The organism is Exiguobacterium sp. s124 (assembly GCF_018617485.1).
Lineage (GTDB): Bacteria > Bacillota > Bacilli > Exiguobacteriales > Exiguobacteriaceae > Exiguobacterium > Exiguobacterium aestuarii.
In genome coordinates, this window is record NZ_JACSKH010000001.1 from 958,823 (window position 1) to 985,293 (window position 26,471).

Below are 26,471 nucleotides of genomic sequence, written 5' to 3' on the forward strand. Positions count from 1 at the left end.
TTACTCCTCCTCGTTCATGACGATTTCAATCGATTGATCAATGGCGCGCTCTAAATGTTTTTTGTGTCGTGTGCTGCGCTGTAACTCAAATCGAGCAGACCCGTTCGTATCAAGCGAGATTGTGAGACCATCCTTCGAGCTAGACACATGAACATCGGAGACGATTTGTCGCTCTGTCAAATCGAGGGCATCGACAAGTTTGACAATCGAACCGAGCAGCTCAAGACTCTTTAATAATTTTTGGTCAAACCACTTAGGGAATGCCTCGATATGTTGTTCTAACACGCGTTTTGATTTAAATGACGTGACGAGCGCTAGTGCGAGCCGGTCTTCATTATTCAATCCTTTGAAATCATTCGTCGTGATCAAATGGAATGTGTGGTCGCTCTTATTATTATGGTCGATATATTCGCCAATATAGGCAAGTCGGCAAGCACCTTCAAGGAGACCAGGTTCGAACGGTTTCGGCTTGATGGCCTTCTCTTCGATAAGTCCGGTATATAGCTGACGAGCCAATCGAATCAAATGTTGATGGCGGGTCGGATTTACATCGTATTGTTTTTCAAAATGACGAAAACTTTCTTCTTTTACATCGGCAAACCGGACTTTATCGTGCTCGTGTAAATAGTTCTCATAGAACAACCCTTCACGAAGTCCATTGTTACTCATCGTGAATTCGGGCACCTTCAAATATTTCGCAAGTTCACCAATCGCTGTGACAGCTGGGGAGATGATATCCACGCGATCTTTTGAAAGTCCATCGAGTCGTCCGAGTTGTTTGCTCGACATGCTTACAAGTTCGTCAATGACTTCCTCGAGTTGATCGGATGAGATTGTATACTGATGGATTCCTTCAAGTGGAAAGTTCGACATGGTCTGTTCGACACGAACTAAGTTACGGGCCGTCCCTCCGACGCCGACAAGTGGGACACCATGTGGTTCTAGCCACTCGATTTCTTTAAAAGCTTTCTTTAAGTATGAGGTCAAAGCTTTACGTTCGTCTTTCGTCATTGTATCGTCTTTCATGAACTCTTTCGTCAAGGTGACGGCTCCAAACGGGAAGCTATGATAAAAGACGAGTTCACGGTTCTGGAAATAGGTGACCTCCATTGATCCTCCACCGATATCGACGGAGTAACCATCTTCAACATACGTCGAATTGACAATCGCAGAGTACCCATAGAATGCTTCTTCATAATCACTTAGTAAGCGAATCGTCATACCAGTGGCGTTTTTCACCTGCTGTAAGATGTCATCCGAATTGTTCGCATTACGGATGGCGGCTGTCGCGACAGGAAGTACATCGGTAACAGTATGATAATCATTCAATTCTTTAAAATGACGTAGCGTATCGATCAAAGCAGCGATTCCGTCATCTGTCATTTCATTCGAATCACTTATATGACTAGATAAACGAGCAACTTCTTTCACGTTTAAGCGCTCGAAATATTGACCTTCCTCATTGACTTCAAAGATGACATTCCGGATCGAGTTGGACCCGATGTCAATGACTGCAAGTTTCTTTTCCATAAAAACATCCCCTTCATATTCTTAGTGTAATCGACAAGGTTTTGGACGAACATATGATTTACGTGAATTTTAACATTTAGCATAGGAGAAACGGTCTGGCTTGAAGGCATGCCAGATATTCTGTATAATACAAACGCCTAGAAAGTAGAAATGATTACGATTTATCAAATGAGAGAAGGGATTAGATGACAGCATCCGTCGTCAAATTAAACGATGTGTCCTACTACTATGATGGGACACCGGCCTTACAACAAGTTTCGATTGATATTCGACAAGGGGACTTCGTCGCAATCGTTGGAGAAAACGGTTCTGGGAAGTCGACATTGATTCGAACGATTCTTGGTTTACTCCATCCACAACAAGGATCCGTCGAACTGTTCGGCAAGCCGATTTCGCAGTTTAAAGACAAGTCTCGTATCAGTTACGTTTCCCAAAAAGCGGCTTCATTTAACTCGGGATTCCCGGTTACCGTTGAAGAAGTTGTGGCGATGGGAAGATATGGCCGCCTCGGTTTATTCAAGCGTCTCAAAATGGAGGACCAGGCAGCGATTCAAAATGCATTAGAAACGGTCAACATGTGGCAGTTCCGCCATCGTAAAATTGGAGACTTGTCAGGAGGACAACAACAACGCGTCTTTATCGCACGGGCGATGGTAAACCAACCTGACCTTTTGATTTTAGACGAGCCGACGGTTGGCGTTGACCAGAAACATTTACAGGATTTTTATGAAGTGTTGCATATGCTCAGAGAACACACGACGTGTACGTTTGTTCTCGTCACTCACGACTTAAACGTTGTAACAGACCTCGTTACGAAAGTCGTCCATCTCGACCGTGGGCGCTTAGCATGTAATTGTGGTCTCCGAGAGTATAGTGAGCTCGGTGAATTGGCAACGTCTATCAAGCCATATCCGGTGAAAGTGCTTGTTCATGAGGGTACAACATGATTGCAGACCTTTGGACATACAGTTTTCTACGCTATGCGTTCATTGCAGCGCTTGTCATCGGTTTTACGGCGCCGCTCATCGGTTCATTCATCGTCGTAAGACGAATGAGCTTGATTGCCGACGCGCTGTCCCATATGACACTTGCCGGTATTTCATTCAGTTTGTTTCTCGGGCAATACATCGCCCTGTTCGCGGACCTCAACCCGCTCTATATGGGAACGTTAATCTCAGTATTGGCGGCACTTGGACTCAACTGGTTACGAAGTAAATATGTACACTTCCAGGAACTATCGATTCCAATCATGATGTCAGCTGGGATGGGATTGAGTGCAATCTTTATCTCTCTATCGAGAGGGTTCTCCGTGGATTTGTCGACGCTTCTGTTCGGATCGATCTCTGCAGTGAGTCAATCAGACATCACGTTGATTGTCAGTGTAGCGGTTTTAACGGTCCTCGTGATTTTTATCTTCTATAAACAGTTACTTTTCTTGTCATTTGATGAAGAGCAAGCGAAAGTGTCAGGACTACCAAGTACGATGCTCCATCTATTGTTCATGTTCATTGTGGCACTTGTGATCGCTGTCAGTATGCGAATCGTCGGTACACTCCTCGTATCTAGTTTGATTACGTTACCGGTTGCAGCGGCGTTACGATTCACCTCAAGCTTCAAACAGACCATCCTTTGGTCGATCATCTTCGGTGAAGTTGCGACAATCGGCGGACTCGTCCTCGCTTATGACCTTGATGTTGCGCCAGGTGGAGTCATCGTCTTGATCGCGGTCGGCATCTTAGCTGGGGTCATGGTTCTTGAGAACGTGATGAGTTTCAGGAAAAAGGAGGCACAACATGAATGAGACTGAACAATTGAATCGTCTTCGTGCGTCTTCTTTGAAAGTCACGCCGAAACGTCTTGAAATGTACGCCTTTCTCTCTGAGGAAGATCGCTATATCAGCGCTAAAGAAGTGCTGGAATATATGCGAGATAAGCATCCGACGATGAGTTTTGATACGGTATATCGAAACCTCAAGTCATTTGCTGAGGAGGGGCTTCTTGAGGCGACGGAGCTTGAAGGAGAAAAATCGTTTCGTGTCACATGTGGCACGTCACATCATCATCACCATTTAATTTGTCGAAGTTGTGGAAAGACAAAGCTCCTCGATTTGTGTCCGATGCGATTTGTGGAAACGGTCGATCCTGAATTCGAAGTGGTCGATCATAAATTCGAGATATATGGGTATTGTAAGGAATGTAAGCAAAAGGGATTGAATTGATTCAATCCCTTTTTTGTATCGAAAGGGGAGGTCAGATGATTTACACAGCTGCAGAAATCAAACAGATTGATCAAACCGCCAACCAAAGCGGAATGCCCGATACGGTACTGATGGAGCGAGCAGCCTCGGCAATTGTACCGAAGATTCAAATCGATTCGTCTTCAACCGTTCTAGTGATTTGTGGGAAAGGAAACAACGGAGGAGACGGATGGGTCGTCGCTAGAGAGCTTGCGATGAAAGGTCATGAAGTGAGCGTGTGGTCACCACTTGGGGAGAGTAAGTCTGAGGCCGCATCGGCGCATGCCGCCTATGCGTCATCGTTTGTTCAAGTTATAGAGCAACCGATCTCTACGGACGTCATCATCGATGCCTTGTTCGGTGTCGGGTTATCGGGAGCAGTTACAGGAAAAGCAAGAGACGTCATCGAATGGGTGAACCAACAATCGGCGAAGGTGTTGTCGATCGATGTCCCTTCAGGTATGCCGAGTGACCACGCCCGTGAGTTTGACGGCTTTGCTGTTCAGGCGAACCATACTTATTCCTTACACGGTTATAAACGGACAGCGTTTTTAAACCGTACTGCGCCGTATTATGGACAACTTGAACGAATTGACATCGGGCTCCCACATACAGCGGACTGGCGTATGTTGACCGAATCGGATTTTGAACGATCACTTCTAATGCGAGATCGTTACAGCCATAAAACGGATTATGGGCATGGCATGCTGATTGGAGGGAGTCGTCATCTTCTCGGGGCGCCGTTTATGGCGGGCCGTGCGGCACTACGTTCTGGCATCGGCCTGTTAAACCTTTCGATTCCGAGAGAGGCAAGCCCCCTCATATCGACGTTACCTGAAGCGATGTACAATCAACATTCAGATCAATTGGAAAAAACATATGATGCGATTGCAATCGGTCCTGGAATGGTAGAGGGGGAAGGGGTGGATCATATTTGGCAACAAGTAACTCGACAGTCTTGTCCCGTCATTGTAGACGCGGGAGCATTATCGAAGAGGCGACTTGAGACCCGGGGACCGCTCATCCTTACTCCACACCCTGGTGAATTTTCTAAACTGACAGGTAAGTCGGTCGAAGAGATTGAAAGTGACCGTTTCACGATTGCCTCCGAATTTGCGAAAGAGTATCGAGTCCATTTGATTTTAAAAGGAACGTTTACACTCATCGTCGCCCCAGACGGAACAGGTGCCGTCAATACAGTTGAAGCCTCTGCTCTTGCCAAAGGAGGAAGTGGGGACGTATTGACCGGGATTTTACTTGCACTATGGGCACGTGAAGGGGGAACATGGTCACCGAATGAACAAGCCGTGCTATGGCATGCGCTCGCGGCTAAATCGATCAGTCAGACGATTCATCCAGCAAGCGTACTCGCAAGCGATGTGATTGAAGAACTTAGTCGTATATAAAAAGAAGGCATTCCCGTTTACTGGACGGGAATGCCTTTTAGCGTTGATTGAGAATCATTTGTTTTTCGATGTGGGCAATCTGATGATGGGCTTCGCGCCACGTTGAAATACGTGTCACGCCTTCGGGCAGCGTTTTACGATTATAGGGGGCATCGAACAATAGTACGGGAATGGATGTCTCTTCATGGATGGAAATTGCATTTTCATAACGGTCCTCCATGAATAGTTCGAGTGACAAGTCTTTGACGACATTGATTTTATCGTGTGATCCGGTCATCACCAGTGAATCGAGTGGAAGACGGTGACTCGTGATCCATTCTTCCGTGACTGGTCGAACCGCCTCGCTTCTTGCAGTCACGTAATGAAGATGATGTTCGTCCTTCAACTTCCACAGTACTTCTAAAACATCAGAGTGGGGAAGGGAACGACGATAAATCGCTTCTTCATGCCCTTCTTCAATCATAAATTTCCAAAACTCGTGCTGTTCCATCGTGGTATACGTATGCAACTCATACTCTGTCGCACGATGATAATCAATGGAGTAACCGAGTGATTCATTCATATATATAAAACAACTTCTCGGGTCCGTAACGGTTCCATCTAAATCAATGCCGATTCGCATCTCATCACTCCTCCTCACATGCCCTCTATTCTATCAAAAACCCGCACGGTTGCAACCGTGCGGGAATGGTTAATCATTAATTGGATTGATTGGCAAGCTCTTGTTCTTCGCGCTCACGCTCAGCCATTTTCTCAGCAGCGATTGCATCGATTTCTTTTTTCAATTCCTCGACCATCGTAGCTTCAGGAACTTTACGGATGATCTTACCGTGGCGGAAAAGAAGACCTTCATTCCGGGCACCGGCGATACCGATATCAGCCTCACGGGCTTCACCAGGACCGTTTACTGCGCATCCTAGAACGGCAACTTTAATGTTGACGTTAATATTTTGGATATATTCCTCGACTTCTTTTGCAATCGAAATCAAATCGATTTCGATACGACCACATGTCGGACAAGAAATCAATGTTGCAGCGTTCGCTGCAAGACCGAATGACTTAAGCACTTCTTTCGCAACTTTCACTTCTTCTACCGGGTCATCTGAAAGCGAGACACGAACCGTTGAACCGATTCCGAGTGAGAGGATTGCACCAAGTCCAGCTGCTGATTTAAGTGAGCCAGAGAAGAGTGGTCCTGATTCCGTGATCCCGACGTGAAGTGGGTAATCAAACGTTTTCGCAGCGAGCGTATACGCTTCAAGTGCCAAGTTCACGTCAGAGGCTTTGAGCGAGATAATTGTGTTATAGAATCCGAGATCTTCGAGAATCTTCACGTGATGCATTGCGCTCTCGACCATTCCTTGTGCAGTCGGATAGCCATACTTTTCAAGGAATTGTTTTTCGAGTGATCCAGCGTTGACACCGATTCGAATCGGGATACCTTTTGCTTTCGCAGCGTTTACGACAGCCTCGACTTTTTCACGGCGACCGATGTTACCCGGGTTGATGCGGATTTTATCGACGCCACTTTCGATGGCTTTTAAAGCAAGCTTATAGTCGAAGTGAATATCGACGACGAGCGGGATGTTGATGCGGCTCTTGATTTCAGCGAGTGCGTCAGCTGCACGTTCGTCTGGACATGCCACGCGAACAACTTGACACCCAGCCTCTTCTAGACGTTTAATTTCGGCGACTGTCGCCTCGACGTCGTGAGTTTTTGTTGTGGTCATAGATTGAATGACGACTTCGTTCGATCCTCCGATAATCAAGTTACCGACACGAATCGGACGAGTTAATGAACGATGCAAAATTTCTGACATATACGTAATCTCCTTCTTTTGGAAAGATTCCAATCGATTTAAGAAAATAAGGTTTCTTCATTATCATAACGAAAAGAATGTGAAAAAGCATCTAGGATGCGTAATGGATGTGTGCTCTTTACAAACTCTAACGCTATCTTAACATCTACTTCATAATTTTCCACCGTCTCAAGACCGATATAAAGGCGAGAATAGAAAAAGAGGTGACATCACATGAAGTGGGTCTTTAAACGGAATTTAAGTGAGAAGGCGAAACTACACAATCGATCGAATCGACAGTTCAAAATGGCGCACCGTCTCCAATGGACACTCATGCCGATTATTTTACTTGTCTTTACCATTACATTTAGTTGGTTCGCCATAAAGTCGGAACAACTGTTGTCCGCAGAAATCGAGCAACGCCTCATGCGGGAAGTCACAGTCATGCGAGAATCGGTGAAAACCTCCTACAACGCGTATGTCGCAAACGAGAAGCAACTAAATCGTTCATTGAAGTCCACGTATATGCAACAAGCTTCTATTCTATCAGGAGATGAATTCGAAGCCGCACAATTTTTAGTACGTGGAGATTCTGTTGATCAATTGAGTGGATCAAAAGGAATGAAGACAGAGCAGATTATGGAGAAAATTTCACAAACGACGAATACGGAAGTGGAAGAGACAGAAGAATGGTTAATGGCTTCAGTTACGATACCAGAACTAAAAGCAGATTACGTTCTCGTCGTCACGAAAGAATCTGCGCTCGGTCCAATGGCTGAATTGCGACAATATATCATTTTCATCTTATTGATTGCGATGATTGGGATGGCCATCCTCTTCACACGATTCATTCATCGCGAAGTCAAACCGTTGAGTATATTGGCCCATTCATTGCGCCACGCCGTTGAAACGCGTCGATTCGATGATGTGGCACTCGGAGCAAAATCAAAAGAAATACATATACTCGAAACCGAGTTCAACACATTCATTCATTTATGGAATCAGTCCATGGACATGATGGGCAAGACAGCGAGCGCATTTCATCAAAGTCTTCCGGTTTTTAAAAAAGAACTGATGAACAGCCATCACCAAGTTGAACAATTCCGTGAAGTTGCGGCAACAGTTGAACATACGAGTCATTCGTATCAGTCAGTGACGAGCGATTCTACATTTAAAATGAGAGAAGTCACACAACAAATCGAAACGCTGGAACATCAAATTTCGAGTGTGGACGACCGTGGTAATCGACTGAAATCAATTTTACATGAAGAGCTTGAAACGTTCTCTTCCGTGAAAGAGGCGAGTGATTATGTCGAGCAACAAGTGGAGAGCATTCAACAAAAACTTGTGGAAAGTGAGTCGAACTCCTCAAAAGCGGATGAGGCACTAAAGAGCATCCTTTCGGTGTCGGCAGCCACGAAGATGTTGTCGCTTAACGCGTCGATTGAGGCGGCTCGAGCTGGTGAGCACGGTAAGGGGTTTGCCGTTGTCGCTAGCGAGGTCGGAAATCTTGCAAAAATGACGAGTGAAGCAACGTTACTCGCAGTCCATGCCATTGAAGCACTGAACGAAGAACGAAAAGACTTACTATTAGAAGTCAATGATTTTATTAAAGAAGTACAGGTATTAAAAGATGCCGTTTTTCGAGTGGAAGGTGGGATTGAGGTCATTGACCGTGAAATCAAGGTTCAGTTAGATGAGTTTCAGTCCATCACGGATCAAACCTCACATACAGGAAGACAGCTCTTGCAATTAATTGAATCAAATGAGCGGTTGCGAGAAATCAGTTCGTTACTCGAACGAAAGTTATTTGAGCTGAACGATGGTGTCGATCGGTGGTCACATGTTCAGTCCGCTTTACAATCTGCAGGTACGGATTTGGGCGACCAAAGTGATGCGTTGAATCGGACGTTAGAGGAATTATCACCAAAATAAAAACAACGACGAGCGTTTACGAAGACGCTTGTCGTTGTTTTTTTTGTGGCACTTTCGTTAAAGGGTAGGTGATATATCCGAGTCCAATGATGAAACCAATCGATATAAGGGAAGGGTTCATATGGTATAACGTCACTAATAAAATAGTCGGAACGAATGTCATCGACACGGTATATGGCCAAGCTTGACGGTAGGCCCACATGTTTTTCGAGTAGACTTTTGTAAACAACTGAACGTATAAAGCCATGATGGCGACCCAAAGTAAATAGAAAAAGAAGATGGCGAATCCATGTAAGAATAGCCACATCGGAATGAAAAAGTCAGGACGAATCACAACAAAGTCCAAGACGGTGATCAGGAGCGTCAACACGAGAGTGGCTCCCATATAGGCATGAAGCGGAGCGAGTCGAAGGCGTAGTGTTCGCTTTGATGGCACTAAACTTGTTCGAAGGAACGTAAAGATGGTGGACAACATGCTAAAAACTCCAATCTGTTATATTACAACTAATAGAAAAATGGTTAAAATAGTACAGTGTTTTAATAAAACTTTTACATAAAACGTGTTTACATGAAGACGCCGATGAAGGCATAATGAGTAGGGCATTAAAAACCAAGCAAATCCAACCAATTCTTAATTAAAAGGAGTACAAAAATCGTGGAATACAATTTGCAAGAAATGTTATTCATGTTTTTTGGAGGTCTAGGGATCTTCCTCTTCGGGATCAAATCGATGGGAGACGGACTCCAAAAGTCTGCAGGGAATCGCCTGCGTGACATCCTAGATAAGTATACAACGAATCCATTCCTTGGTGTACTCGCCGGGATCATCGTTACTGTATTGATTCAATCTTCTTCAGGTACAACCGTTATTACGGTCGGACTTGTTAGCGCCGGCTTCATGACACTCCGTCAAGCAATCGGAGTCATCATGGGGGCAAACATCGGTACAACGGTGACAGCATTTATCATCGGATTCGATGTCGGTGAGTATTCACTCCCGATGATTGCAATCGGTGCAGTCTTACTCTTCTTCTTTAAGAAAGAGCGTTACCAGCACCTTGGACAAGTTATCTTTGGCCTCGGGGCATTGTTCTATGGTCTTGAGTTGATGGGCGACGGAATGCGTCCGCTCCGCTCAAGTGAGTATTTCATCGACTTGACGCAATCAATGAGTGACAATCCGTTCCTCGGTGTCATCGTCGGTACGGTATTTACAGTCATCGTCCAGTCATCTTCTGCAACAATCGGAATTTTGCAAGAGCTCTATGCGGGTGGTTCAATCGATTTGGATGCCGCTCTTCCGGTATTGTTTGGTGACAACATTGGTACGACAATCACAGCCATTTTGGCATCAATCGGTGCATCAGTTGCCGCACGTCGCGCAGCTGCAGCGCATGTTATCTTTAACTTAATCGGAACAACGATCTTCATGATCTTGTTAATTCCGTTCACAAACTATATTTATTGGATTACAGACTTCTTGGCAATTGAAGACAAGATGCAAATTGCATTCGCACACGGTACGTTTAACGTCGTCAACACTTTCGTCCAGTTCTGGTTCATCGGGTCGATTGCGTGGATCGTGACGAAATTGGTGCCTGGTGAAGATTCAATCGTCGATACGAAAGCACAGCATTTGGATCCAATCTTCATTCAACAGTCGCCATCGATCGCAGTGGAACAAGCGAAATACGAAGTCATCCGCATGGGAGATTTCGCAAAACTTGGTCTTGACGAAGCGCGTAACTATTTGACAACAGGCGACAAGAAACATGCTGAAAAGTCAGCGCATATCGAAGAAGCATTGAACTCGTTGAATGCTAAAATTACAGATTACCTCGTAAAATTGGCAGCTGTCGATTTGACCGAGCAAGAATCACAAGAACACAAGACGCTCATGCATGCGATCAACGATATCGAACGAATCGGTGACCACGTTGAAAACATCATTGAGTTGATTGACTATAAGACTGCTACGAAAGTGACACTTTCAGCAGATGCTCAAAAAGAATTGACTGAAATGTATGACCTCACACGCGAAACGTTAGAGAAATCCCTTCAGACGTTAGCGAGCGGTGACATGGTCGAAGCACGTAAAGTCATCGAAATGGAAGCGAAACTCGATATGCTCGAGCGTCAATTCCGTAAAAACCATGTTGTTCGCTTGAACACGGGTGCTTGTGATGGACAAGCAGGTATGTTCTTTGTCGACATGCTCTCAAACCTTGAGCGGATCGGTGACCATGCCATGAACATCACAGAAATCACACTTGAAGATGCGAACGAAGTAACTGTATAAAGATGGAGCACTCCGGCTAAATAGTCGGAGTGTTTTTCTGTACTTAGCAAGGAATTTTCCTTGACACTGTATAACATATTCAGTATATTATTACTGTATAACAACATGGCGGTGTAGCTCAGATGGCTAGAGCGTACGGTTCATACCCGTGAGGTCGTGGGTTCGACTCCCTCCGCCGCTATTTATAAGGACCCTTAGCTCAGCTGGTTAGAGCAGACGGCTCATAACCGTCCGGTCGTAGGTTCAAGTCCTACAGGGTCCATTCCAAAACAACTTTCATTTTGTGAAAGTTGTTTTTTTGTTTTCAATCTAAATTTCATGGGTAAATACTCGTTAGCATTTTGTTTTTTGAAAAATATGAAATGAGGCGGACAAAATGGAACGAAACCACACCATGATGCAGTTTTTTGAATGGCATGTCGAAGCGGATCAAAAACATTGGAAGCGGTTAAAAGAGAGAGCAGAAGATTTAAATAAAGCCGGAATTACAGCGCTCTGGTTACCTCCTGTCACAAAAGGACAGAGTGATAAGGACACGGGTTATGGCATTTATGACTTATATGATTTAGGAGAGTTCGATCAAAAAGGATCGATTGCCACAAAATATGGCACGAAGAAAGAACTTCTTGAAGCGACATCGTTCTGTCAGCAAGAACTAGGGATGCAAATTTATATGGACGTCGTTATGAATCATAAAGCAGGTGCGGATGCGACCGAGAAGTTTGAAGTGCTAGAAGTGGACCCGGATGACCGCACAAAAGTCCTTTCAGATGAGCCTTTTGAAATCGAGGGATGGACAAAGTTTGATTATGAAGCCCGGGATGGGAAATACTCTTCGTTCAAATGGGACTTCACTCATTTTAATGGGACCGATTACGATGCGGCGACAGACCGTTCCGGGATTTTCTTCATTGTTGGAGAAAACAAGAGATGGAATGATAATGTCGATGATGAATTCGGTGTGTATGATTATTTGATGTTCGCGAACATCGATTATCATCATCCTGAAGTCAGGGAAGAAGTGCTGAATTGGGGTAAATGGTTCATTGAGGAAACGAAGTGTGACGGATTCCGATTGGATGCAATCAAACATATCAACTACGATTTCGTCAAAGAGTTCAGTCAAACGATGCGAGAAGAGAAAGGCGACCAATTCTATTTCGTCGGAGAGTTTTGGAAATCAGATCTCGATGCTTGCCGCGAATTTCTCGATAACATCGATTACCACGTCGATTTGTTCGATGTTCCTCTCCACTATAAACTGCATCAAGCCTCGGAGGAAGGTGCCTCGTTCGATATGCGAACCATTTTTGATGACACGCTCGTCCAGTCACACCCGCTTCACGCGGTAACGTTCGTGGACAATCACGATTCACAGCCTGAAGAGGCGCTTGAGTCATGGGTGAAAGATTGGTTCAAGCAAATCGCATACGGTCTCGTTTTACTTCGTAAAGATGGCTATCCATGTGTGTTCTATGGAGATTATTATGGCATAGATGGCCCTCACCCAACCGACGGAATGAAGCTAGCCATCGATACACTTCTTTATGCTCGTCGAGAAAAAGCTTACGGGGAACAGGACGACTATTTCGATGATTCAAACGTCATCGGATGGGTGCGTAAGGGTGTGGAAGAAATTGAACGTTCAGGATGTGCCGTTCTCATCTCAACTTCGGACGAGGCTGAAAAGCGTATGTTCGTCGGGGAAGAGCGAGCTGGTGAAACATGGGTCGACTTGACGAATACGCGTGAAGATAAAATTGAGATTGATGATGAAGGATTTGGGGTATTTAAAGTGGCGGCGGGATCAATTTCGGTCTGGGCATTACCAGAAGAAGATGTAGAGTGAGGCATTACAATTGAGTCGACCGTCACAAATCTGTTACATTTATAACGAACGATGTTCAAAACAATTTTAAGGGGGATTTTAGTAATGGCTAAATTTGAATTACCACAACTTGATTACGCATATGATGCACTCGAACCACACATTGACGCACGCACGATGGAAATCCACCACACGAAACACCACAACACTTACGTCACAAACGTAAACAATGCACTCGAAGGAAAAGACGTGGAGTACTCTTCACTCGAAGACTTGCTCCAAAAAATCGATTCACTTCCTGCTGACATTCAAACTGCTGTCCGTAACAATGGTGGCGGTCACTGGAACCACTCGTTCTTCTGGAAACTCTTGAAGAAAAACGAGAATGGCACACCGTCTGGCGAACTCGCTGCTGCAATCGATGAGTCGTTCGGTAGCTTCGATGCATTCAAAGACGAATTCACAAAAGCTGCAACAACTCGTTTCGGATCAGGATGGGCATGGCTCGTCGTGAAGAACGGTAAACTTGAAGTGACGTCTACACCAAACCAAGATTCACCGATTATGGAAGGCGTTTCGCCAATCCTCGGACTTGACGTTTGGGAGCACGCTTACTACTTGAACTACCAAAACCGTCGTCCTGACTATATCAATGCATTCTTCCACGTCATCGACTGGGATTATGTTGCGAAATTGTACGCTGACGCAAAATAAGCCGACAAACCCTGAGATTCTTCATAGAGTCTCGGGTTTTTTTGTGTCTTTCATTAATTTGTAAACAAATTATGATATAGTGAAAAACGGACAAAATAATAGATGACCATGTACTCTATATTATAGAAGGAATCGATTGTGGAAGGAGATAACGGACTTGGCTAAAAATCGTGTGAAAGTGCCGAAAAAACGGCGAAACCACTTACCGTTACGTTTGAATTTGTTATTTTTCATCGTCTTCGTTCTATTTGCGACCTTGATTTTTCGATTAGGTGTCGTTCAAATCGTGAATGGAGAATTGATTGCGCGTGAAGTACAAAAAACGGAGTCAAGTAAGATTAAATACGAGGTACCACGAGGGAAAATTTATGACCGTAACGGTCAAGTGCTCGCGGATACGATTTCGAACTACTCGATCATGTATCGACGTTCGCAAGTGACGAAAGCGGATGAACGTTTAGATGTCGCCAAAAAGTTGTCAGAAATCGTCGATATTCCAGAAAAGGATCGCAAAATGACGGAACGTGACCGCAAAGACTACTGGATTGCGACGAATCCTGAATTGGCACAAGAACGCACGCAGGCATTGTTGGAAGAGTTACCAGAAGATGAGCGAGCTGCGTTGTCCAACCAGGACGTGGATCGACTCTTGCTCGACTCTATCACAGAAGAAGAAATCACGTTCGATGATGCGACCGAAGAAATCATCGCGATTAAACATAATATGGAGAGCGGCTATGCGCTCGATCCACAAGTCATCAAAATCGGCGCCAGCCCGAAAGAGATGGCAGTCATTGAAGAGAACTTAGAAATGTTGCCAGGCGTGAGTGTCGAACCATACTACCAACGGGACTATCCGTTCGATGAGACGTTCAAGAGCTTTTTAGGAAGCTATCGTCAAATCCCAGCCGAACAACGAGCTTCTTATCAGGCGAAAGGGTACGGATTGAATGACCGGGTCGGGACGTCCTACTTGGAGCAACAATATGAAGATGTCCTTCGCGGGACGCCTGCCTACGATGTGTTCACGACATATAAAGGTGAACCGGTCGGGGAGCCGACACGCGTGAGTGGGAACCCGGGGAAAGATATCGTGTTGTCGACTGACATTGAATTCCAGAAAGAAGTCGACGAGATTTTGAAAAAAGCGATTCGTGCCGGACGCTCTGGAAGTCCTCATTTCGATCGCGCGTTCGCTGTCGTCATGAACCCGCAGACAGGTGAACTACTCGCCTTGTCAGGACAGGAGCTTGATTTAGAGACGAATGAGTTCAATGACGTCTCAACAGGGACTGTGCTTCGTGCCAGCCAAATTGGGTCAACCATCAAAGGGGCGACCGTCGCCTATGGATTTGAAGAAGGCGTCGTCGAGCCAGGAGAGTATATTTATGATGCGCCGATTAAAATTGGATCATCTACCAAAGCCTCTTACCGCAATATGGGGAACATTAACGATTTAGATGCACTCGCTATGTCGTCAAACATTTATATGTTCCAAATCGCGTTACGTTTAGCTGACTATTATTCTACCGGACAAATCGTCGGGGATAATGTCACACAAGCATTTGAAACGATGGAACATTACTATAAACAGTTTGGTCTCGGAATCGAGACTGGGATTGATTTACCGTTCGAGTCGATCGGATTCCGTAGCGTTCCCGACCGTGTCACGCTCCTCATGGATATGTCGATCGGACAGTATATCTCGTATACGCCGATCCAATTGGCACAATATACGTCTACGTTAGCGAATGGCGGTTATCGCATTCAGCCACACTTACTAAAAGAAATCATTGAGCCGGGTTCGCTCGATGAAAACAAGAAGCAAGTCGTCAGCACGTTCCAACCAAACGCGTTGAATAAAGTGGATATTCAAGACGAGTATATTGAGCGGGTTCGTGAAGGGTATCGTCAAGGGGTTGAATCTTCGTCTGGATCATCTCGAATCTTGCAACAGACAGGGATGACTGCGGCCGGTAAGACCGGAACAGCGCAGGCCATTGCTGAAGGTGCAGACGGTCAGGCGAAACGGAACGCAAAAGGGGAACCAATCAAGACGCTTAACTCGAACCACGTCGGTTGGGCACCGTTTGATGATCCTGAAATCGCATGGGCGATTATCATGCCTGGACTTGAGGCGGAAGGAATCAACACTCGGGTCGCGCACGATATTATGAAAGCTTACTTTAATTTAGAAGACGTGAATGCAATGCTTCAATGAAAGGAGTCACTTCGGTGACTTCTTTTTTGTCTTTACAATTCTTTTACGTTCCGTTTATTTCTCGTTAATAGAAGTTCATTAGGATATTAATTGTAGGACAGAACAACAGATCCACAACAAAAATCAAAGCAAACTCAAGGAGGACGTCACAAATGTCTTGGATGAAAAAATCAGCTTTACTCGCTTCAATCACTTCGGTCGCACTCGTAGGTGCAGCCTGTGGGAACAATGAAGAAGGTGGCGCTGCTGAAGGCGAAGGGCTCTCAGGAAAAGTCGTCATGGACGGATCATCAACTGTATTCCCAATCATGGAAGCAGTCGCAGAAGAATATTCAGCTGAGCAACCGGAAGTTGAAGTGACAGTCGGTGTCTCTGGTACGGGTGGTGGCTTCAAACGCTTCGTGACGGGAGAGACAGACTTCTCGAACGCATCACGTGAAATCAAAGAAGAAGAAGCAGCCGAAGCTGAGAAAAATGGTGTGGAATTTACACAACTCTCAGTCGCACTTGATGGTCTTTCACTCGTTGTCAACCCGGCGAACGATTGGGCACAAGATATCACGATTGAAGAATTGAATAAAATGTGGACTGACACAAGCGTGAAAACGTGGAAAGATGTTCGCTCTGACTGGCCAGATGAAGAGATCTCATTCTTCGCACCAGGTAAAGATTCAGGTACGTACGATTTCTTCGACGAGAAAGTTCTTGATGAGACAGATATTCGTCAAGACGCACAATTGTCTGAAGATGACAACGTACTCGTAACAGGTGTAGCTGGGACAGAGGGTGCAATCGGATTCTTCGGATTCGCTTACTACCTCGAGAACCAAGACACACTTCGTGCCTTGAATGTTGAAGGAGTAGAGCCAACACATGACACAATCAACGACTTGTCTTACCCACTCTCACGTGAAATTTACACGTACGTCAACAACGCTTCGTTGAAAGACAAAGAGCAAGTGGCTGACTTCGCACGCTTCATGAATGAAAATGCAGCTGACCTTTCAGAAGAGGTTGGTTACGTGAAAATGGAGCAAGCGCGTTACGACGAAAACATGAAGATGATCGACGAAATCGCTGGAGAATAAAATGATACGTGGCAGAAGGTGAGACTAGCTCTCACCTTCTCGCCATGCTTTCTAGTATGAAGAGGTAGGGAGCGATACACGAGATGAATGAACCAAACAAAAAGCTCTCGATTCGAGAGATGATTCAACAAAATAAACAAAAGAAATATAGTACGACGAACGTGTTTGATAAAATCATGCCGTTCTTATTATTCTTGAGCGCATTTGTATCAGTCGTAACGACAATTGGTATTGCGTTCACACTTGGCTTTGAGCTATTTAAGTTCTTTGAACGAGTGCCAGTCGCTGAATTTTTAGGATCGACAGAATGGTACCCGCTTAGTGCAGATCAGCGCTTCGGGGTATGGGCGCTTGTGATGGGGACGCTCCAAATTACTGTGATTGCTATGATTGTAGCCGTCCCGCTTGGTTTGGCGTCTGCGATTTATTTGAGTGAGTACGCCTCTGATCGAGCTCGCCGTGTGTTAAAGCCAATCTTAGAAGTGTTGGCAGGTGTACCGACCATCGTCTTTGGTTTCTTCGCATTGTCATTCATTACGCCGATTTTACAAGCTTTGATTCCAGGACTCCAAATTTACAATGCGCTTAGTCCGGGGATTGTCGTCGGGATTATGATTATTCCGATGATTGCTTCGATTTCTGAGGATGCGATGAGTGCGGTACCGAAGAAAATTCGCGACGGTGCCCTCGGTCTTGGGGCAACACGTCTTGAAGTGGCGACGAAAGTCGTCATGCCTGCAGCGACTTCTGGGATCATTGCCTCAATCGTTCTCGGAATGAGCCGTGCGATTGGTGAAACGATGATTGTGACGATCGCTGGTGGATCGCAACCAAACTTTGAGTTCAATCCGCTCAATGCGATTCAAACGATGACAGCTTATATCGTTCAAATCGCAAAAGGTGATGCAGGTTACGGCACAATCGAATACTACAGTATCTATGCGGTCGGTGCGTTATTGTTCGTCTTTACCCTCTTGATGAACTTGTTCGCCAACTGGGTGACGCGCCGCTTCAGAGAGGAGTACTAATATGGCTTTACCGAACAGTGAGTTCAAGAATACGAAGAACCTGATGGATCGTGAGACGGTGTCTGAACGTATCAAGCGCCGTTTACAACTGAATGAAATTTTTAAGTATATCTTTTTGGCAGGGCTCGTCTTTGCGTTAGTCGTCTTGTCGACGTTGATTTATGACATCGTTTCAAAAGGGGCAGGATGGGTCGACCTTGATTTCTTGCGTAACTTCCCGTCACGTCGTCCTGAAGATGCGGGGTTATATCCTGCATTGATTGGATCGCTATGGTTGATGTTACTCATCGTGCCAATGGTGTTCGTCATCGGTGTCGGTGCAGCCATCTATCTAGAAGAGTATGCACCGAAAAATCGAATGACTTCATTTATCGAGGTCAACATTTCGAACTTGGCTGGTGTCCCTTCAATCGTTTTTGGATTACTCGGTTTGACGATATTCGTCCGAGTGATGGAGTTAGGAAACTCGGTTATGGCCGGTGCGTTAACACTCGGTCTCATGAGTTTACCGATTGTCATCGTAGCTTCACAAGAAGCATTGCGGGCAGTCAAAATGGAGTTACGTCACGCTTCTTTAGCACTTGGTGCTTCAAAATGGCAAACCACATTTAATGTCGTCTTGCCATCAGCGATTCCTGGGATTATTACAGGGATTATCTTAGCCGTCTCCCGTGCAATCGGTGAAACAGCACCACTAATCATGGTCGGTGCAGCAACGTTTATTTCAACGACACCAAGTGGGATTTTCTCTGACTTTACGGCACTGCCGATTCAAATTTATAACTGGACGAGCCGACCGCAAGCAGAATTCCAAAACTTGGCTGCAGCAGGAATCATCGTACTCATGACGATGCTCATTGCGATGAACTCTGTAGCGATTTATATCCGAAACAAATATACGAACCGACATTAAGTCGTTTTTGCAGATGAATGAGGAGGAAGCTCGAGATGATGAAACAACAAGAGCTCAATAAAGGAGATCAAAACGTGAACACAACAACGACGGAACCGACAATTACTGAGATGAAAAAAGATAGCGCTTATGTCGTCAATAACTTGAACTTATGGTACGGAGAAGACCAAGCGTTGATTGACGTCAACCTCGACATCAAAAAGAATGAAGTCACGGCAATCATCGGACCTTCTGGATGTGGAAAATCGACATTCATTAAAACGTTGAACCGCATGGTCGAACTCGTCCCATCTGTTCGTACAAATGGTGAAATCTTGTACCATGGACGTAACATCTTCGATCGTGGATATAAAGTAGAAGATTTACGTACATCCGTTGGGATGGTATTCCAGCAACCAAACCCATTCCCGAAATCGGTGTACGACAATGTAGCTTACGGACCTCGTACGCATGGCATTAAAAATAAGAAAGTACTCGATGAGATCGTTGAACGTTCGCTTCGTGGCGCTGCCATCTGGGATGAAGTGAAAGATCGCTTGAACGAGAACGCATATGGACTTTCTGGTGGACAACAACAACGTCTATGTATCGCTAGAACGCTAGCGATCGAACCGGACGTCATCTTGATGGATGAGCCGACTTCTGCCCTTGACCCAATCTCTACGTTGAAAGTGGAAGAACTCGTTCAAGAGTTGAAAGAGCAATACTCGATCATTATCGTGACGCATAACATGCAACAAGCTGCCCGTGTTTCGGATAAAACGGCCTTCTTCTTGAATGGAGAAGTTGTCGAGTTCGATGTAACAGATAAGATTTTCTCGAATCCATCTGACAAACGGACGGAAGACTATATTTCTGGCCGTTTCGGTTAAGGAGGAGACTAGATTGATGGCACAAAATCGCACATTTTTTGATACGAAATTAACTGAATTAGAAGATAAAGTGGTCCGTTTGGCAAATTTGACGATGCGTCAGACGGCAACCGCAATCGAAGTGTTAGAAAAGCATGATTTAGAGTTAGCGCAAACGGTAATCGATAATGACAACGAACTAGATGATTTGGAATTAACAATTAACGATGAAGCAATTTTATTAATTGCCAAGCAGCAACCGGTTGCGACCGACTTACGTCGTCTGATTGTAACGATGAAATCGGCGACGGACTTAGAACGCATTGCGGATTACGCGACGAACATCGCTAAAGCTGTGACGCGAATTGAACATGTTCCTTATTTACATGACATTCAACCACTTAAACAGATGGCTGAACAGTTGATTGACATGCTCGAGTTGGCAACGCGTGCGTATCGTAAAGGAGAAGTGAGTCGTGTCCGTGAACTCAATGAGATGGACCGTGTAATTGATGAAATCAATCTAACGGTGATTAAACAATACATCGGTTCTCTTCCGGCGATGACAGTCGGAACGAACGATGTGTACGAGTTCTCAAACATCGCTCGTTATCTTGAGCGGATGGGCGATCACGTGACAAACTTCGGAGAACATTTAATTTTCCTTGAAAAAGGGAAACATTATGATTTGAATCAATAAGATTAGTGGTAAAGAACAACAGTGCTGTTGTTCTTTATTTTTTTGGGCAGGAATTCATAAAGAATGAGCGAATACTAGTCTACATGGATTTTTTACATGAAGGGAGCCATACAGAGATGGAAGAGAAAATCGTATCCTTGAAGCAACAAGGACTTACGTTGAAACAGATTGCGGCAGAACTAGACGTCCCGATTGGCAAAGTCCAATACGCATGGCGAAAATGGAGAAATCAGCAACAAGAGTTGGAGGAAGTTGTCCCTGTGAAACAAAAGAGTAATAAGAAAGCTAAAGCTAAAGCGTCGGGATCAACTTCGCGTAAACAAGTCGCATCAGCAAAAGAGACGGTTGATGTGAAACGTTCTCCACTCCTTGAAAAGAGTCCTGAAGGTTATTGGCAATTGCCAGAACGATATAACGTAGACTTCTTGCATGCGGTCGTTCAATCACCGAACTCAGTATATGTGTGCTGGGAAGTGTCTGACTTAGTGAAAGAAACGTTAGAGCTCCAGTTTATGAGACGATGGGAAGAGCTACCGAAAGCGTTCCGTATCTTAGATGTGACCTTGCTCGATTACGCGAGTGGTCACGCGAATCGTTCGTATACGTTCGATCTCCCTGAAATGACGAACAGTTGGTTCGTTCGACCTCTCGATCCGAATACGACCTACGTGTTTGAGTTCGGGATTCGCACGATGGAGGGAGAATTTTTACCAATTGTGGCATCGGCACCACTTGATACACCACGTGCAGAACCAGTTGGTATCGGACGCTTCGCGGAGCCAGTGAGACGTTGGCAGTACGGAGAAGTTGAATCTCCAGAGTTGTTAGATACATTACCAAAATATGCGGCATACCGTCACGTACGTTAAGGAGGACTTTCTACATGAAACCAGGATACTTTTCACTCGTCCTTCATGCTCATTTACCGTACGTTAGGCATGAAGAGAAGCATCGTTTAGAAGAAAGATGGGTGTACGAAGCCATCTCAGAAACATATATTCCAATCCTTTGGCAAGTTGATCGCTTGAAGCGTCCGTTGCATTGGACAGTTAGTATTTCACCACCTGTTGTAGAAATGCTCGCGGACCCGCTCATCCAAGATCGATACGTCGAACACTTAGATGAGATGCTTGAGTTGATCGCGTTAGAGCTCTCTGAAGGGAGAACGGATGAAGAGATATCAACGTTACATTTCTATGAGCAACGTTATCGTGATTTGAAAAATACGTTCCTTCATTGGAATAAAAACTTGAATGTAGCGTTCCGTACATATCGAGAAGCGGGTTATATTGACATGGTGACTTGTACAGCGACCCATGGTTTCAACCCCCACCTCTTTACGGAACAGGCAGCTCGTGCTGAAATTCGGACAGGTCTTAACTGCTTCGAACGTCACTATGGGTTCCGTCCGACCGGCATTTGGTTGCCTGAGTGTGCCTACACGCCAGGTGTAGACAGAATCCTGTATGAAGAAGGGATTCGATACACATTTGTCGACGAACATGCATTGCTCGATGCGGATCCAACTCCAGAGAAGGGCATTGGAGCTCCCGTCTATTCTCCACACGGAGTCGCATTGTTCCCGAGAGATCAAATCATTTCGGGTAAAATTTGGAGTTCGATGATTGGATATCCGGGTCACCCTGATTATCGTGAATTCTATCGAGATTTGGCCTACGACCGAGATTGGGATTATATCCAATCGTTCATGCATCCGGAAGGCATTCGATTCGACACAGGATTAAAAATGCACCGCATCACAGGTGACACCGATCAAAAAGACTTCTATGTACGTGAGTGGGCTGAACATCAAATTGAGAATCATGCGACAGACTTCGCACAAACGTTAGAGGGCCATCTCGAGGCCCATGGAGGTCAAACGTTCCCGCCGTTCTTGGTGACGGCACCGTTTGATGCAGAATTGTTTGGTCATTGGTGGTTTGAAGGTCCTGAATTTCTCGGGAAGGTCGCAGAGCGACTCGAGGAATTTGGAATCGAAACGATCACGCCGGCGATCTTCCTAGAGCGTCACTTCAAAGATTTACAAACCGTCCATGTTTCCATGAACACATGGGGACGAAAAGGCTACGGTGAAGTGTGGATCAATGAACGGAATGAATGGATGCTCCGTCATCTTCATATGATGGAAATGCAGCTTGTCAAAGACGTAGCCGATTATCGTGATCAGTCTGATTTGACGAATCGTGCCTTAAAGCAATTGATTCGCCATTATGTGTTAGCTGTATCAAGTGACTGGGCGTTTATCTTAGATGGTCAAACGACGGCACAATATGCGGCTGAGCGCTTCCGTGAGCATACACGCCTCTTTGCCGAACTTGAGACGGTGCTTTATCAAGGTGGGGTATCAAGTGAACTGCTCGATGATCATTATGCGGCGTACCCATTCCTACAAGACGAAGACCTTGATGTCGATTCATTCCTGTCTCCTCACGATTATTATGTGACGACTGAGCGGGATGTAGAAGATCCGGCAATTCTCATGATCACACCGGAATATCACGGTCATATCGTCGGTGGACTTGGGCATCGTGTCGTCGAGGAAGTAGAGGCGAGAGCGAATGAGGGAGAAACCGTCTATGTGTTGACACCGTATCACGATGAGTTGCCGGAATACGAACGACATGGAAACGTTCATGTATATCGGGTCCGTCCGACTAGCCCATTTTTAGAGCACGTCATGAATCAGGTCGCCACACAAAATATTGCGTATGTAAAACTCGTTCATGAACTTTCAAAACGAGTATCGTTCAAAGTGATTCATCATTTTGATTGGATGACGATTCCTGCTGCAAGAGAACTTGCGCAATCCCTTGCGCTTCCGTTATACTCAACTATGTTGTCCTTTGAAGCGACACGTAACCCGCACGGTCATGGTGGTTTGTTCGATGCGATCCATCGAATTGAAAACAGTGTGTTCTCTGCAGCGGAGTGCGTATATGTCGGCGAAGAGCTCTCGATGCATGACCTAGAACAATGGTATAAGGTAAGCGAGAATGTCAACACATGCCTACCCCTTGAAACTTCTCCATATGGACAGGAATCAATGAAAAAGAACGTGAAATAATCTTGCTTTTTCACAAGAAACTTGGTAGGATAATTGAGTATGCTTAGACTGTAAAGCAAAAGCACTTGATACAACATCATTAAGATGGGAGTGAAAGAAATGCGCGTTAAAATTACATTAGCTTGCACAGAAACAGGCGATCGCACGTACATCACGAAGAAAAACAAACGTAACAACCCTGAGCGCCTTGAGTTGCGCAAATACAACCCACGTCTCCGTCGTCACACGCTTTACCGCGAAGTGAAGTAATAAGGGACCGGCCGTCACATATGTGGCGGCTTTTTTTGTAAGGAGGAATGCGTTGTGGAAGAAAAAGCAGCGTTAAGACAGACCGTCCATCAATCCATTAAACAAATCAATAATCGACCACATGTCGATCAATCCATCCATCAACGGTTGTTCTCGACAGATATATGGAAGGAAAGCCAGACAATTGCGTTGACCTCTTCACTTCCGCTCGAAATTGATACGTCCCCAATCATTCATGAGGCGTTTGAAGCAGGAAAAACGGTGTGCGTCCCGAAAGTAACGGGGCAAGGGTTGACGTTTCATATCATTCATTCTGTGAATGATCTCGAGACAGGTGTCATGAATATTTTGGAGCCGACCACTCCACCGACGACTCAAGCAATCGACTTATGTCTTGTACCGGGAAGGGTATTTGACCGATCGGGATACCGTATTGGTTGGGGTGGAGGATATTATGACCGCTTTTTACGTACATATGAAGGGGTAACGGTTTCGTTAGCGTATTCCGTTCAACTTGTCGATCAAGTGCCGACAGAACCACACGATCTTCCTGTGCAGTGGATTGTGACAGAAAAGGAGATGATTCAATGTTCGCCATATTTGTTGTAACTTGTATCGTCGCCTTTCTCGGATATCGGTTGCGCTCCTTAACGCTCTCAGGAGCAATCTTGACGGTGATAACAGGGGTATTGATTGGACTGTCGTTTGGGTGGTTCGGACTTTATTTACTCGGCGTCTTCTTCTCGACGTCTTCTCTCGCATCAAAATATCGATCTCGCGATAAAGTAAGTGTGGATGAAATCGTCGAGAAAACGGGGGCTCGAGACGCCATCCAAGTGTTAGCCAATGGAGGGGTAGGGATACTTTGTGCCCTCGGTTATTTGCTGACGGACGATGTTGTCTATCTATACATGTACATCGTGTCCATTGCAGCAGCGACGAGTGACACGTGGGGATCTGAATTCGGTGTCCTCGCAAAACGTAAACCTCGGTTCATGTTCTCGTTCAGGGAAGTTGAGCCGGGAACGAGTGGCGCTGTCTCAACATTTGGAACGGTCATGTCGGTATTAGGCGCATTTATGATTGTCTGCTCATCTCTTTTGTTTGTCGAATTAGACTTGGCATTACTATTGGCACTTTGGGGAATCGGACTAAGTGGAAGCGTCATCGACACATTGCTCGGTGCAACAGTACAACGAAAGTTTCGCTGTACGGTGTGTGGGAAGTTGACCGAGAAGAACATTCATCATCAAGTTCCGACAACATATGTGTCGGGATGGCGAGTTTTTGGAAACGATGCAGTCAATTTTTTGTCCGTATTTGGAGCGGCGATGATTTGTTTTTTCGTGTTCGGATGAAAATAGTACAGGAAATGAAGATGTTTCAAATGAATGTGAAAGTTGTCACAATATTGCCAAAGTGAAAACGGTTTCCGCTGTAGTTAGGGTTTGTGAATGATGTTACAATCTTGTTGTAACAGAGATAACAAATACATGAAACAGATTGTTCGAAGGGTGGAGAAACAATATGGAAACATTAAATCATGCTAAAGTAACGCGCGTTGCACTCGTAGGGGCAGGGGCAGTTGGAGCGAGCTTCGCATACCAGTTAACGACAGCAAGTCTTTGTGAAGAGCTTGTCATCATTGACATCAACAAGGCAAAAGCAGAAGGGGAAGCGATGGACTTGAACCACGGTGTCTCGTTCGCATCTTCACCAATGCGTGTTTGGGCAGGAGACTACGCAGACTGTGGTGTAGCAGATATCGTCGTCATTACTGCAGGTGCACCACAACGTCCAGGGGAGACTCGTCTTGACCTCGTTGAAAAAAATGCGAAGATCATGAAATCGATGATTTCAGACATTATGGATTCTGGCTTTGATGGTATCATCATTATTGCCTCAAACCCAGTCGACATTATGACACATTTGGCATGGAAATATTCTGGACTTCCGAAGCATCGCGTCTTCGGATCCGGTACAGTGCTCGATACGTCTCGTTTACGTTACATGCTCGGCGATTATTTCAACGTCGACCCACGCAACTGTCATGCCTACATCATGGGTGAACATGGTGACACCGAGTTCGCTGCATGGAGCAATGCCCGAATTTACGGGAAGTCTGTTGAACAGTTGCTTGAAGAGCATGATGAATATAACTGGCAAGACCTTGAGGACATTTATGTGAACGTACGTGATGCGGCTTATCACATCATCGAACGTAAAGGTGCGACATACTATGCTATCGGACTCGGATTACTTCGCCTTGTCAAAGCGGTTCTTCGTAACGAAAACACGTTGTTGACAGTCGGTGCTCACCTCGATGGGGAATACGGATTACACGATATTCATATCGGGGTACCGGCCATCATCAACCGTCAAGGTGTGCGTGAAGTCGTTGAGATTGAATTGTCAGAAGAAGAGCATCAAAAAATGCAACATTCTGCGAATGTCCTCATGAAAACGATGGAGCCTGTCTTGTAATCTAAATACTGATTTACCCGTAGCCGTAGAGGTTGCGGGTTTTTTGTACGTTTGAAACAAGTCACGACTTTGTGGTGAGATGTCACGTGATTTACAATAGAATA

General features: G+C 45.2%; 24 protein-coding genes and 2 tRNA genes. 22 read left to right on the top strand and 4 right to left on the bottom strand.

Features of this window, described 5'->3' with window-relative positions; all coding sequences use genetic code 11:
* Entirely contained in the window at positions 1-1,530 is a 1,530-nt protein-coding gene (locus KNO85_RS04990) for a Ppx/GppA family phosphatase (RefSeq protein WP_214787443.1), read from the bottom strand.
* A gap of 185 nt (positions 1,531-1,715) precedes the next feature.
* On the opposite strand from KNO85_RS04990, the gene KNO85_RS04995 reads away from it, so the two are divergent.
* The 4 genes from KNO85_RS04995 to KNO85_RS05010 are packed head-to-tail and all read left to right on the top strand — an operon-like array spanning position 1,716 to position 5,173.
* The gene (locus KNO85_RS04995) at positions 1,716-2,477 is read left to right on the top strand and encodes a metal ABC transporter ATP-binding protein (RefSeq protein WP_214787445.1); all 762 of its coding nucleotides are present in this window, start codon (positions 1,716-1,718) and stop codon (positions 2,475-2,477) included.
* Positions 2,474-3,331: a metal ABC transporter permease gene (locus KNO85_RS05000; protein ID WP_214787446.1), complete on the top strand. Its 858-nt coding sequence runs from the start codon at positions 2,474-2,476 to the stop codon at positions 3,329-3,331. The genes KNO85_RS04995 and KNO85_RS05000 overlap by 4 nt, the downstream gene beginning before the upstream one ends.
* Entirely contained in the window at positions 3,324-3,749 is a 426-nt protein-coding gene (locus KNO85_RS05005; RefSeq protein WP_214787447.1) for a Fur family transcriptional regulator, read from the top strand. The genes KNO85_RS05000 and KNO85_RS05005 overlap by 8 nt, the downstream gene beginning before the upstream one ends.
* Before the next feature lie 35 nt (positions 3,750-3,784).
* Positions 3,785-5,173 (top strand): NAD(P)H-hydrate dehydratase, encoded by a 1,389-nt coding sequence (locus KNO85_RS05010; protein ID WP_214787448.1) that lies wholly within the window; start codon positions 3,785-3,787, stop codon positions 5,171-5,173.
* A gap of 37 nt (positions 5,174-5,210) precedes the next feature.
* Here the strand turns inward: KNO85_RS05010 and KNO85_RS05015 are convergent, their stop codons facing one another.
* Both KNO85_RS05015 and ispG read right to left on the bottom strand, forming a co-directional pair.
* Positions 5,211-5,795 (bottom strand): 5' nucleotidase, NT5C type, encoded by a 585-nt coding sequence (locus KNO85_RS05015; protein ID WP_214787449.1) that lies wholly within the window; start codon positions 5,793-5,795, stop codon positions 5,211-5,213.
* 76 nt (positions 5,796-5,871) lie between these two features.
* Positions 5,872-6,993 (bottom strand): flavodoxin-dependent (E)-4-hydroxy-3-methylbut-2-enyl-diphosphate synthase, encoded by a 1,122-nt coding sequence (ispG, locus tag KNO85_RS05020; RefSeq protein ID WP_074033343.1) that lies wholly within the window; start codon positions 6,991-6,993, stop codon positions 5,872-5,874.
* A 213-nt stretch (positions 6,994-7,206) separates the two neighbouring features.
* On the opposite strand from ispG, the gene KNO85_RS05025 reads away from it, so the two are divergent.
* A complete protein-coding gene (locus KNO85_RS05025) occupies positions 7,207-8,907 on the top strand; it encodes a methyl-accepting chemotaxis protein (RefSeq protein WP_214787450.1) in 1,701 nt (566 codons plus the stop codon).
* 16 nt (positions 8,908-8,923) lie between these two features.
* On the opposite strand, the gene KNO85_RS05030 is transcribed toward KNO85_RS05025, so the two are convergent.
* Complete coding sequence (locus KNO85_RS05030; RefSeq protein ID WP_214787451.1) at positions 8,924-9,382, bottom strand: hypothetical protein; 459 nt, start codon at positions 9,380-9,382, stop codon at positions 8,924-8,926.
* A gap of 180 nt (positions 9,383-9,562) precedes the next feature.
* Between KNO85_RS05030 and KNO85_RS05035 the strand changes: the two genes are divergently transcribed.
* The 17 genes from KNO85_RS05035 to KNO85_RS05115 all read left to right on the top strand — a co-directional run bounded on the left by KNO85_RS05035 (position 9,563) and on the right by KNO85_RS05115 (position 26,367).
* Positions 9,563-11,206 carry a Na/Pi cotransporter family protein gene (locus tag KNO85_RS05035; protein WP_214787452.1) on the top strand — a complete coding sequence of 548 codons (1,644 nt, stop codon included), beginning with the start codon at positions 9,563-9,565 and terminating at the stop codon, positions 11,204-11,206.
* A gap of 107 nt (positions 11,207-11,313) precedes the next feature.
* Positions 11,314-11,387 (top strand) — tRNA-Met (locus tag KNO85_RS05040).
* A gap of 7 nt (positions 11,388-11,394) precedes the next feature.
* Positions 11,395-11,468, top strand: a tRNA-Ile gene (locus KNO85_RS05045).
* Positions 11,469-11,582: 114 nt separating this feature from the next.
* The gene (locus tag KNO85_RS05050; RefSeq protein ID WP_214787453.1) at positions 11,583-13,055 is read left to right on the top strand and encodes an alpha-amylase; all 1,473 of its coding nucleotides are present in this window, start codon (positions 11,583-11,585) and stop codon (positions 13,053-13,055) included.
* Positions 13,056-13,139: 84 nt separating this feature from the next.
* A complete protein-coding gene (locus tag KNO85_RS05055; protein WP_214787454.1) occupies positions 13,140-13,748 on the top strand; it encodes a superoxide dismutase in 609 nt (202 codons plus the stop codon).
* Between the two features lie 157 nt (positions 13,749-13,905).
* Positions 13,906-15,969 (top strand): peptidoglycan D,D-transpeptidase FtsI family protein, encoded by a 2,064-nt coding sequence (locus KNO85_RS05060; protein ID WP_214787455.1) that lies wholly within the window; start codon positions 13,906-13,908, stop codon positions 15,967-15,969.
* Between the two features lie 152 nt (positions 15,970-16,121).
* A complete protein-coding gene (locus KNO85_RS05065; protein WP_214787456.1) occupies positions 16,122-17,057 on the top strand; it encodes a PstS family phosphate ABC transporter substrate-binding protein in 936 nt (311 codons plus the stop codon).
* An 83-nt stretch (positions 17,058-17,140) separates the two neighbouring features.
* The gene (gene pstC / locus KNO85_RS05070) at positions 17,141-18,085 is read left to right on the top strand and encodes a phosphate ABC transporter permease subunit PstC (RefSeq protein WP_214787457.1); all 945 of its coding nucleotides are present in this window, start codon (positions 17,141-17,143) and stop codon (positions 18,083-18,085) included.
* Position 18,086: 1 nt separating this feature from the next.
* Entirely contained in the window at positions 18,087-18,998 is a 912-nt protein-coding gene (gene pstA / locus KNO85_RS05075; RefSeq protein ID WP_214787458.1) for a phosphate ABC transporter permease PstA, read from the top strand.
* Positions 18,999-19,108: 110 nt separating this feature from the next.
* A complete protein-coding gene (gene pstB, locus KNO85_RS05080; RefSeq protein ID WP_224862754.1) occupies positions 19,109-19,870 on the top strand; it encodes a phosphate ABC transporter ATP-binding protein PstB in 762 nt (253 codons plus the stop codon).
* 16 nt (positions 19,871-19,886) lie between these two features.
* A complete protein-coding gene (gene phoU, locus KNO85_RS05085; RefSeq protein WP_214693037.1) occupies positions 19,887-20,549 on the top strand; it encodes a phosphate signaling complex protein PhoU in 663 nt (220 codons plus the stop codon).
* A 116-nt stretch (positions 20,550-20,665) separates the two neighbouring features.
* Positions 20,666-21,418 (top strand): DUF4912 domain-containing protein, encoded by a 753-nt coding sequence (locus tag KNO85_RS05090; RefSeq protein ID WP_214787462.1) that lies wholly within the window; start codon positions 20,666-20,668, stop codon positions 21,416-21,418.
* A gap of 14 nt (positions 21,419-21,432) precedes the next feature.
* Complete coding sequence (locus KNO85_RS05095; protein ID WP_214787464.1) at positions 21,433-23,634, top strand: 1,4-alpha-glucan branching protein domain-containing protein; 2,202 nt, start codon at positions 21,433-21,435, stop codon at positions 23,632-23,634.
* Between the two features lie 84 nt (positions 23,635-23,718).
* Complete coding sequence (gene rpmG, locus KNO85_RS05100; protein ID WP_255313299.1) at positions 23,719-23,883, top strand: 50S ribosomal protein L33; 165 nt, start codon at positions 23,719-23,721, stop codon at positions 23,881-23,883.
* 54 nt (positions 23,884-23,937) lie between these two features.
* Complete coding sequence (locus KNO85_RS05105; RefSeq protein WP_214787466.1) at positions 23,938-24,492, top strand: 5-formyltetrahydrofolate cyclo-ligase; 555 nt, start codon at positions 23,938-23,940, stop codon at positions 24,490-24,492.
* Positions 24,471-25,241, top strand: coding sequence for a DUF92 domain-containing protein (locus KNO85_RS05110; protein ID WP_214787468.1), 771 nt, complete (start codon positions 24,471-24,473; stop codon positions 25,239-25,241). Before KNO85_RS05105 ends, KNO85_RS05110 begins: the two co-directional genes overlap by 22 nt.
* Before the next feature lie 169 nt (positions 25,242-25,410).
* On the top strand, positions 25,411-26,367 hold the full coding sequence (locus tag KNO85_RS05115) for an L-lactate dehydrogenase (protein WP_074033328.1): 957 nt from the start codon (positions 25,411-25,413) through the stop codon (positions 26,365-26,367).
* Positions 26,368-26,471: the final 104 nt, after the last annotated feature.

Coding starts and splice junctions, on each gene's coding strand:
- KNO85_RS04990 (WP_214787443.1), bottom strand. CDS start 1,530: ATGGAAAAGAAACTTGCAGTCATTGACATCGGGTCCAACTCGATCCGG.
- KNO85_RS04995 (WP_214787445.1), top strand. CDS start 1,716: ATGACAGCATCCGTCGTCAAATTAAACGATGTGTCCTACTACTATGAT.
- KNO85_RS05000 (WP_214787446.1), top strand. CDS start 2,474: ATGATTGCAGACCTTTGGACATACAGTTTTCTACGCTATGCGTTCATT.
- KNO85_RS05005 (WP_214787447.1), top strand. CDS start 3,324: ATGAATGAGACTGAACAATTGAATCGTCTTCGTGCGTCTTCTTTGAAA.
- KNO85_RS05010 (WP_214787448.1), top strand. CDS start 3,785: ATGATTTACACAGCTGCAGAAATCAAACAGATTGATCAAACCGCCAAC.
- KNO85_RS05015 (WP_214787449.1), bottom strand. CDS start 5,795: ATGCGAATCGGCATTGATTTAGATGGAACCGTTACGGACCCGAGAAGT.
- ispG (WP_074033343.1), bottom strand. CDS start 6,993: ATGTCAGAAATTTTGCATCGTTCATTAACTCGTCCGATTCGTGTCGGT.
- KNO85_RS05025 (WP_214787450.1), top strand. CDS start 7,207: ATGAAGTGGGTCTTTAAACGGAATTTAAGTGAGAAGGCGAAACTACAC.
- KNO85_RS05030 (WP_214787451.1), bottom strand. CDS start 9,382: ATGTTGTCCACCATCTTTACGTTCCTTCGAACAAGTTTAGTGCCATCA.
- KNO85_RS05050 (WP_214787453.1), top strand. CDS start 11,583: ATGGAACGAAACCACACCATGATGCAGTTTTTTGAATGGCATGTCGAA.
- KNO85_RS05055 (WP_214787454.1), top strand. CDS start 13,140: ATGGCTAAATTTGAATTACCACAACTTGATTACGCATATGATGCACTC.
- KNO85_RS05065 (WP_214787456.1), top strand. CDS start 16,122: ATGTCTTGGATGAAAAAATCAGCTTTACTCGCTTCAATCACTTCGGTC.
- pstC (WP_214787457.1), top strand. CDS start 17,141: ATGAATGAACCAAACAAAAAGCTCTCGATTCGAGAGATGATTCAACAA.
- pstA (WP_214787458.1), top strand. CDS start 18,087: ATGGCTTTACCGAACAGTGAGTTCAAGAATACGAAGAACCTGATGGAT.
- pstB (WP_224862754.1), top strand. CDS start 19,109: ATGAAAAAAGATAGCGCTTATGTCGTCAATAACTTGAACTTATGGTAC.
- phoU (WP_214693037.1), top strand. CDS start 19,887: ATGGCACAAAATCGCACATTTTTTGATACGAAATTAACTGAATTAGAA.
- KNO85_RS05090 (WP_214787462.1), top strand. CDS start 20,666: ATGGAAGAGAAAATCGTATCCTTGAAGCAACAAGGACTTACGTTGAAA.
- KNO85_RS05095 (WP_214787464.1), top strand. CDS start 21,433: ATGAAACCAGGATACTTTTCACTCGTCCTTCATGCTCATTTACCGTAC.
- rpmG (WP_255313299.1), top strand. CDS start 23,719: ATGGGAGTGAAAGAAATGCGCGTTAAAATTACATTAGCTTGCACAGAA.
- KNO85_RS05110 (WP_214787468.1), top strand. CDS start 24,471: ATGTTCGCCATATTTGTTGTAACTTGTATCGTCGCCTTTCTCGGATAT.
- KNO85_RS05115 (WP_074033328.1), top strand. CDS start 25,411: ATGGAAACATTAAATCATGCTAAAGTAACGCGCGTTGCACTCGTAGGG.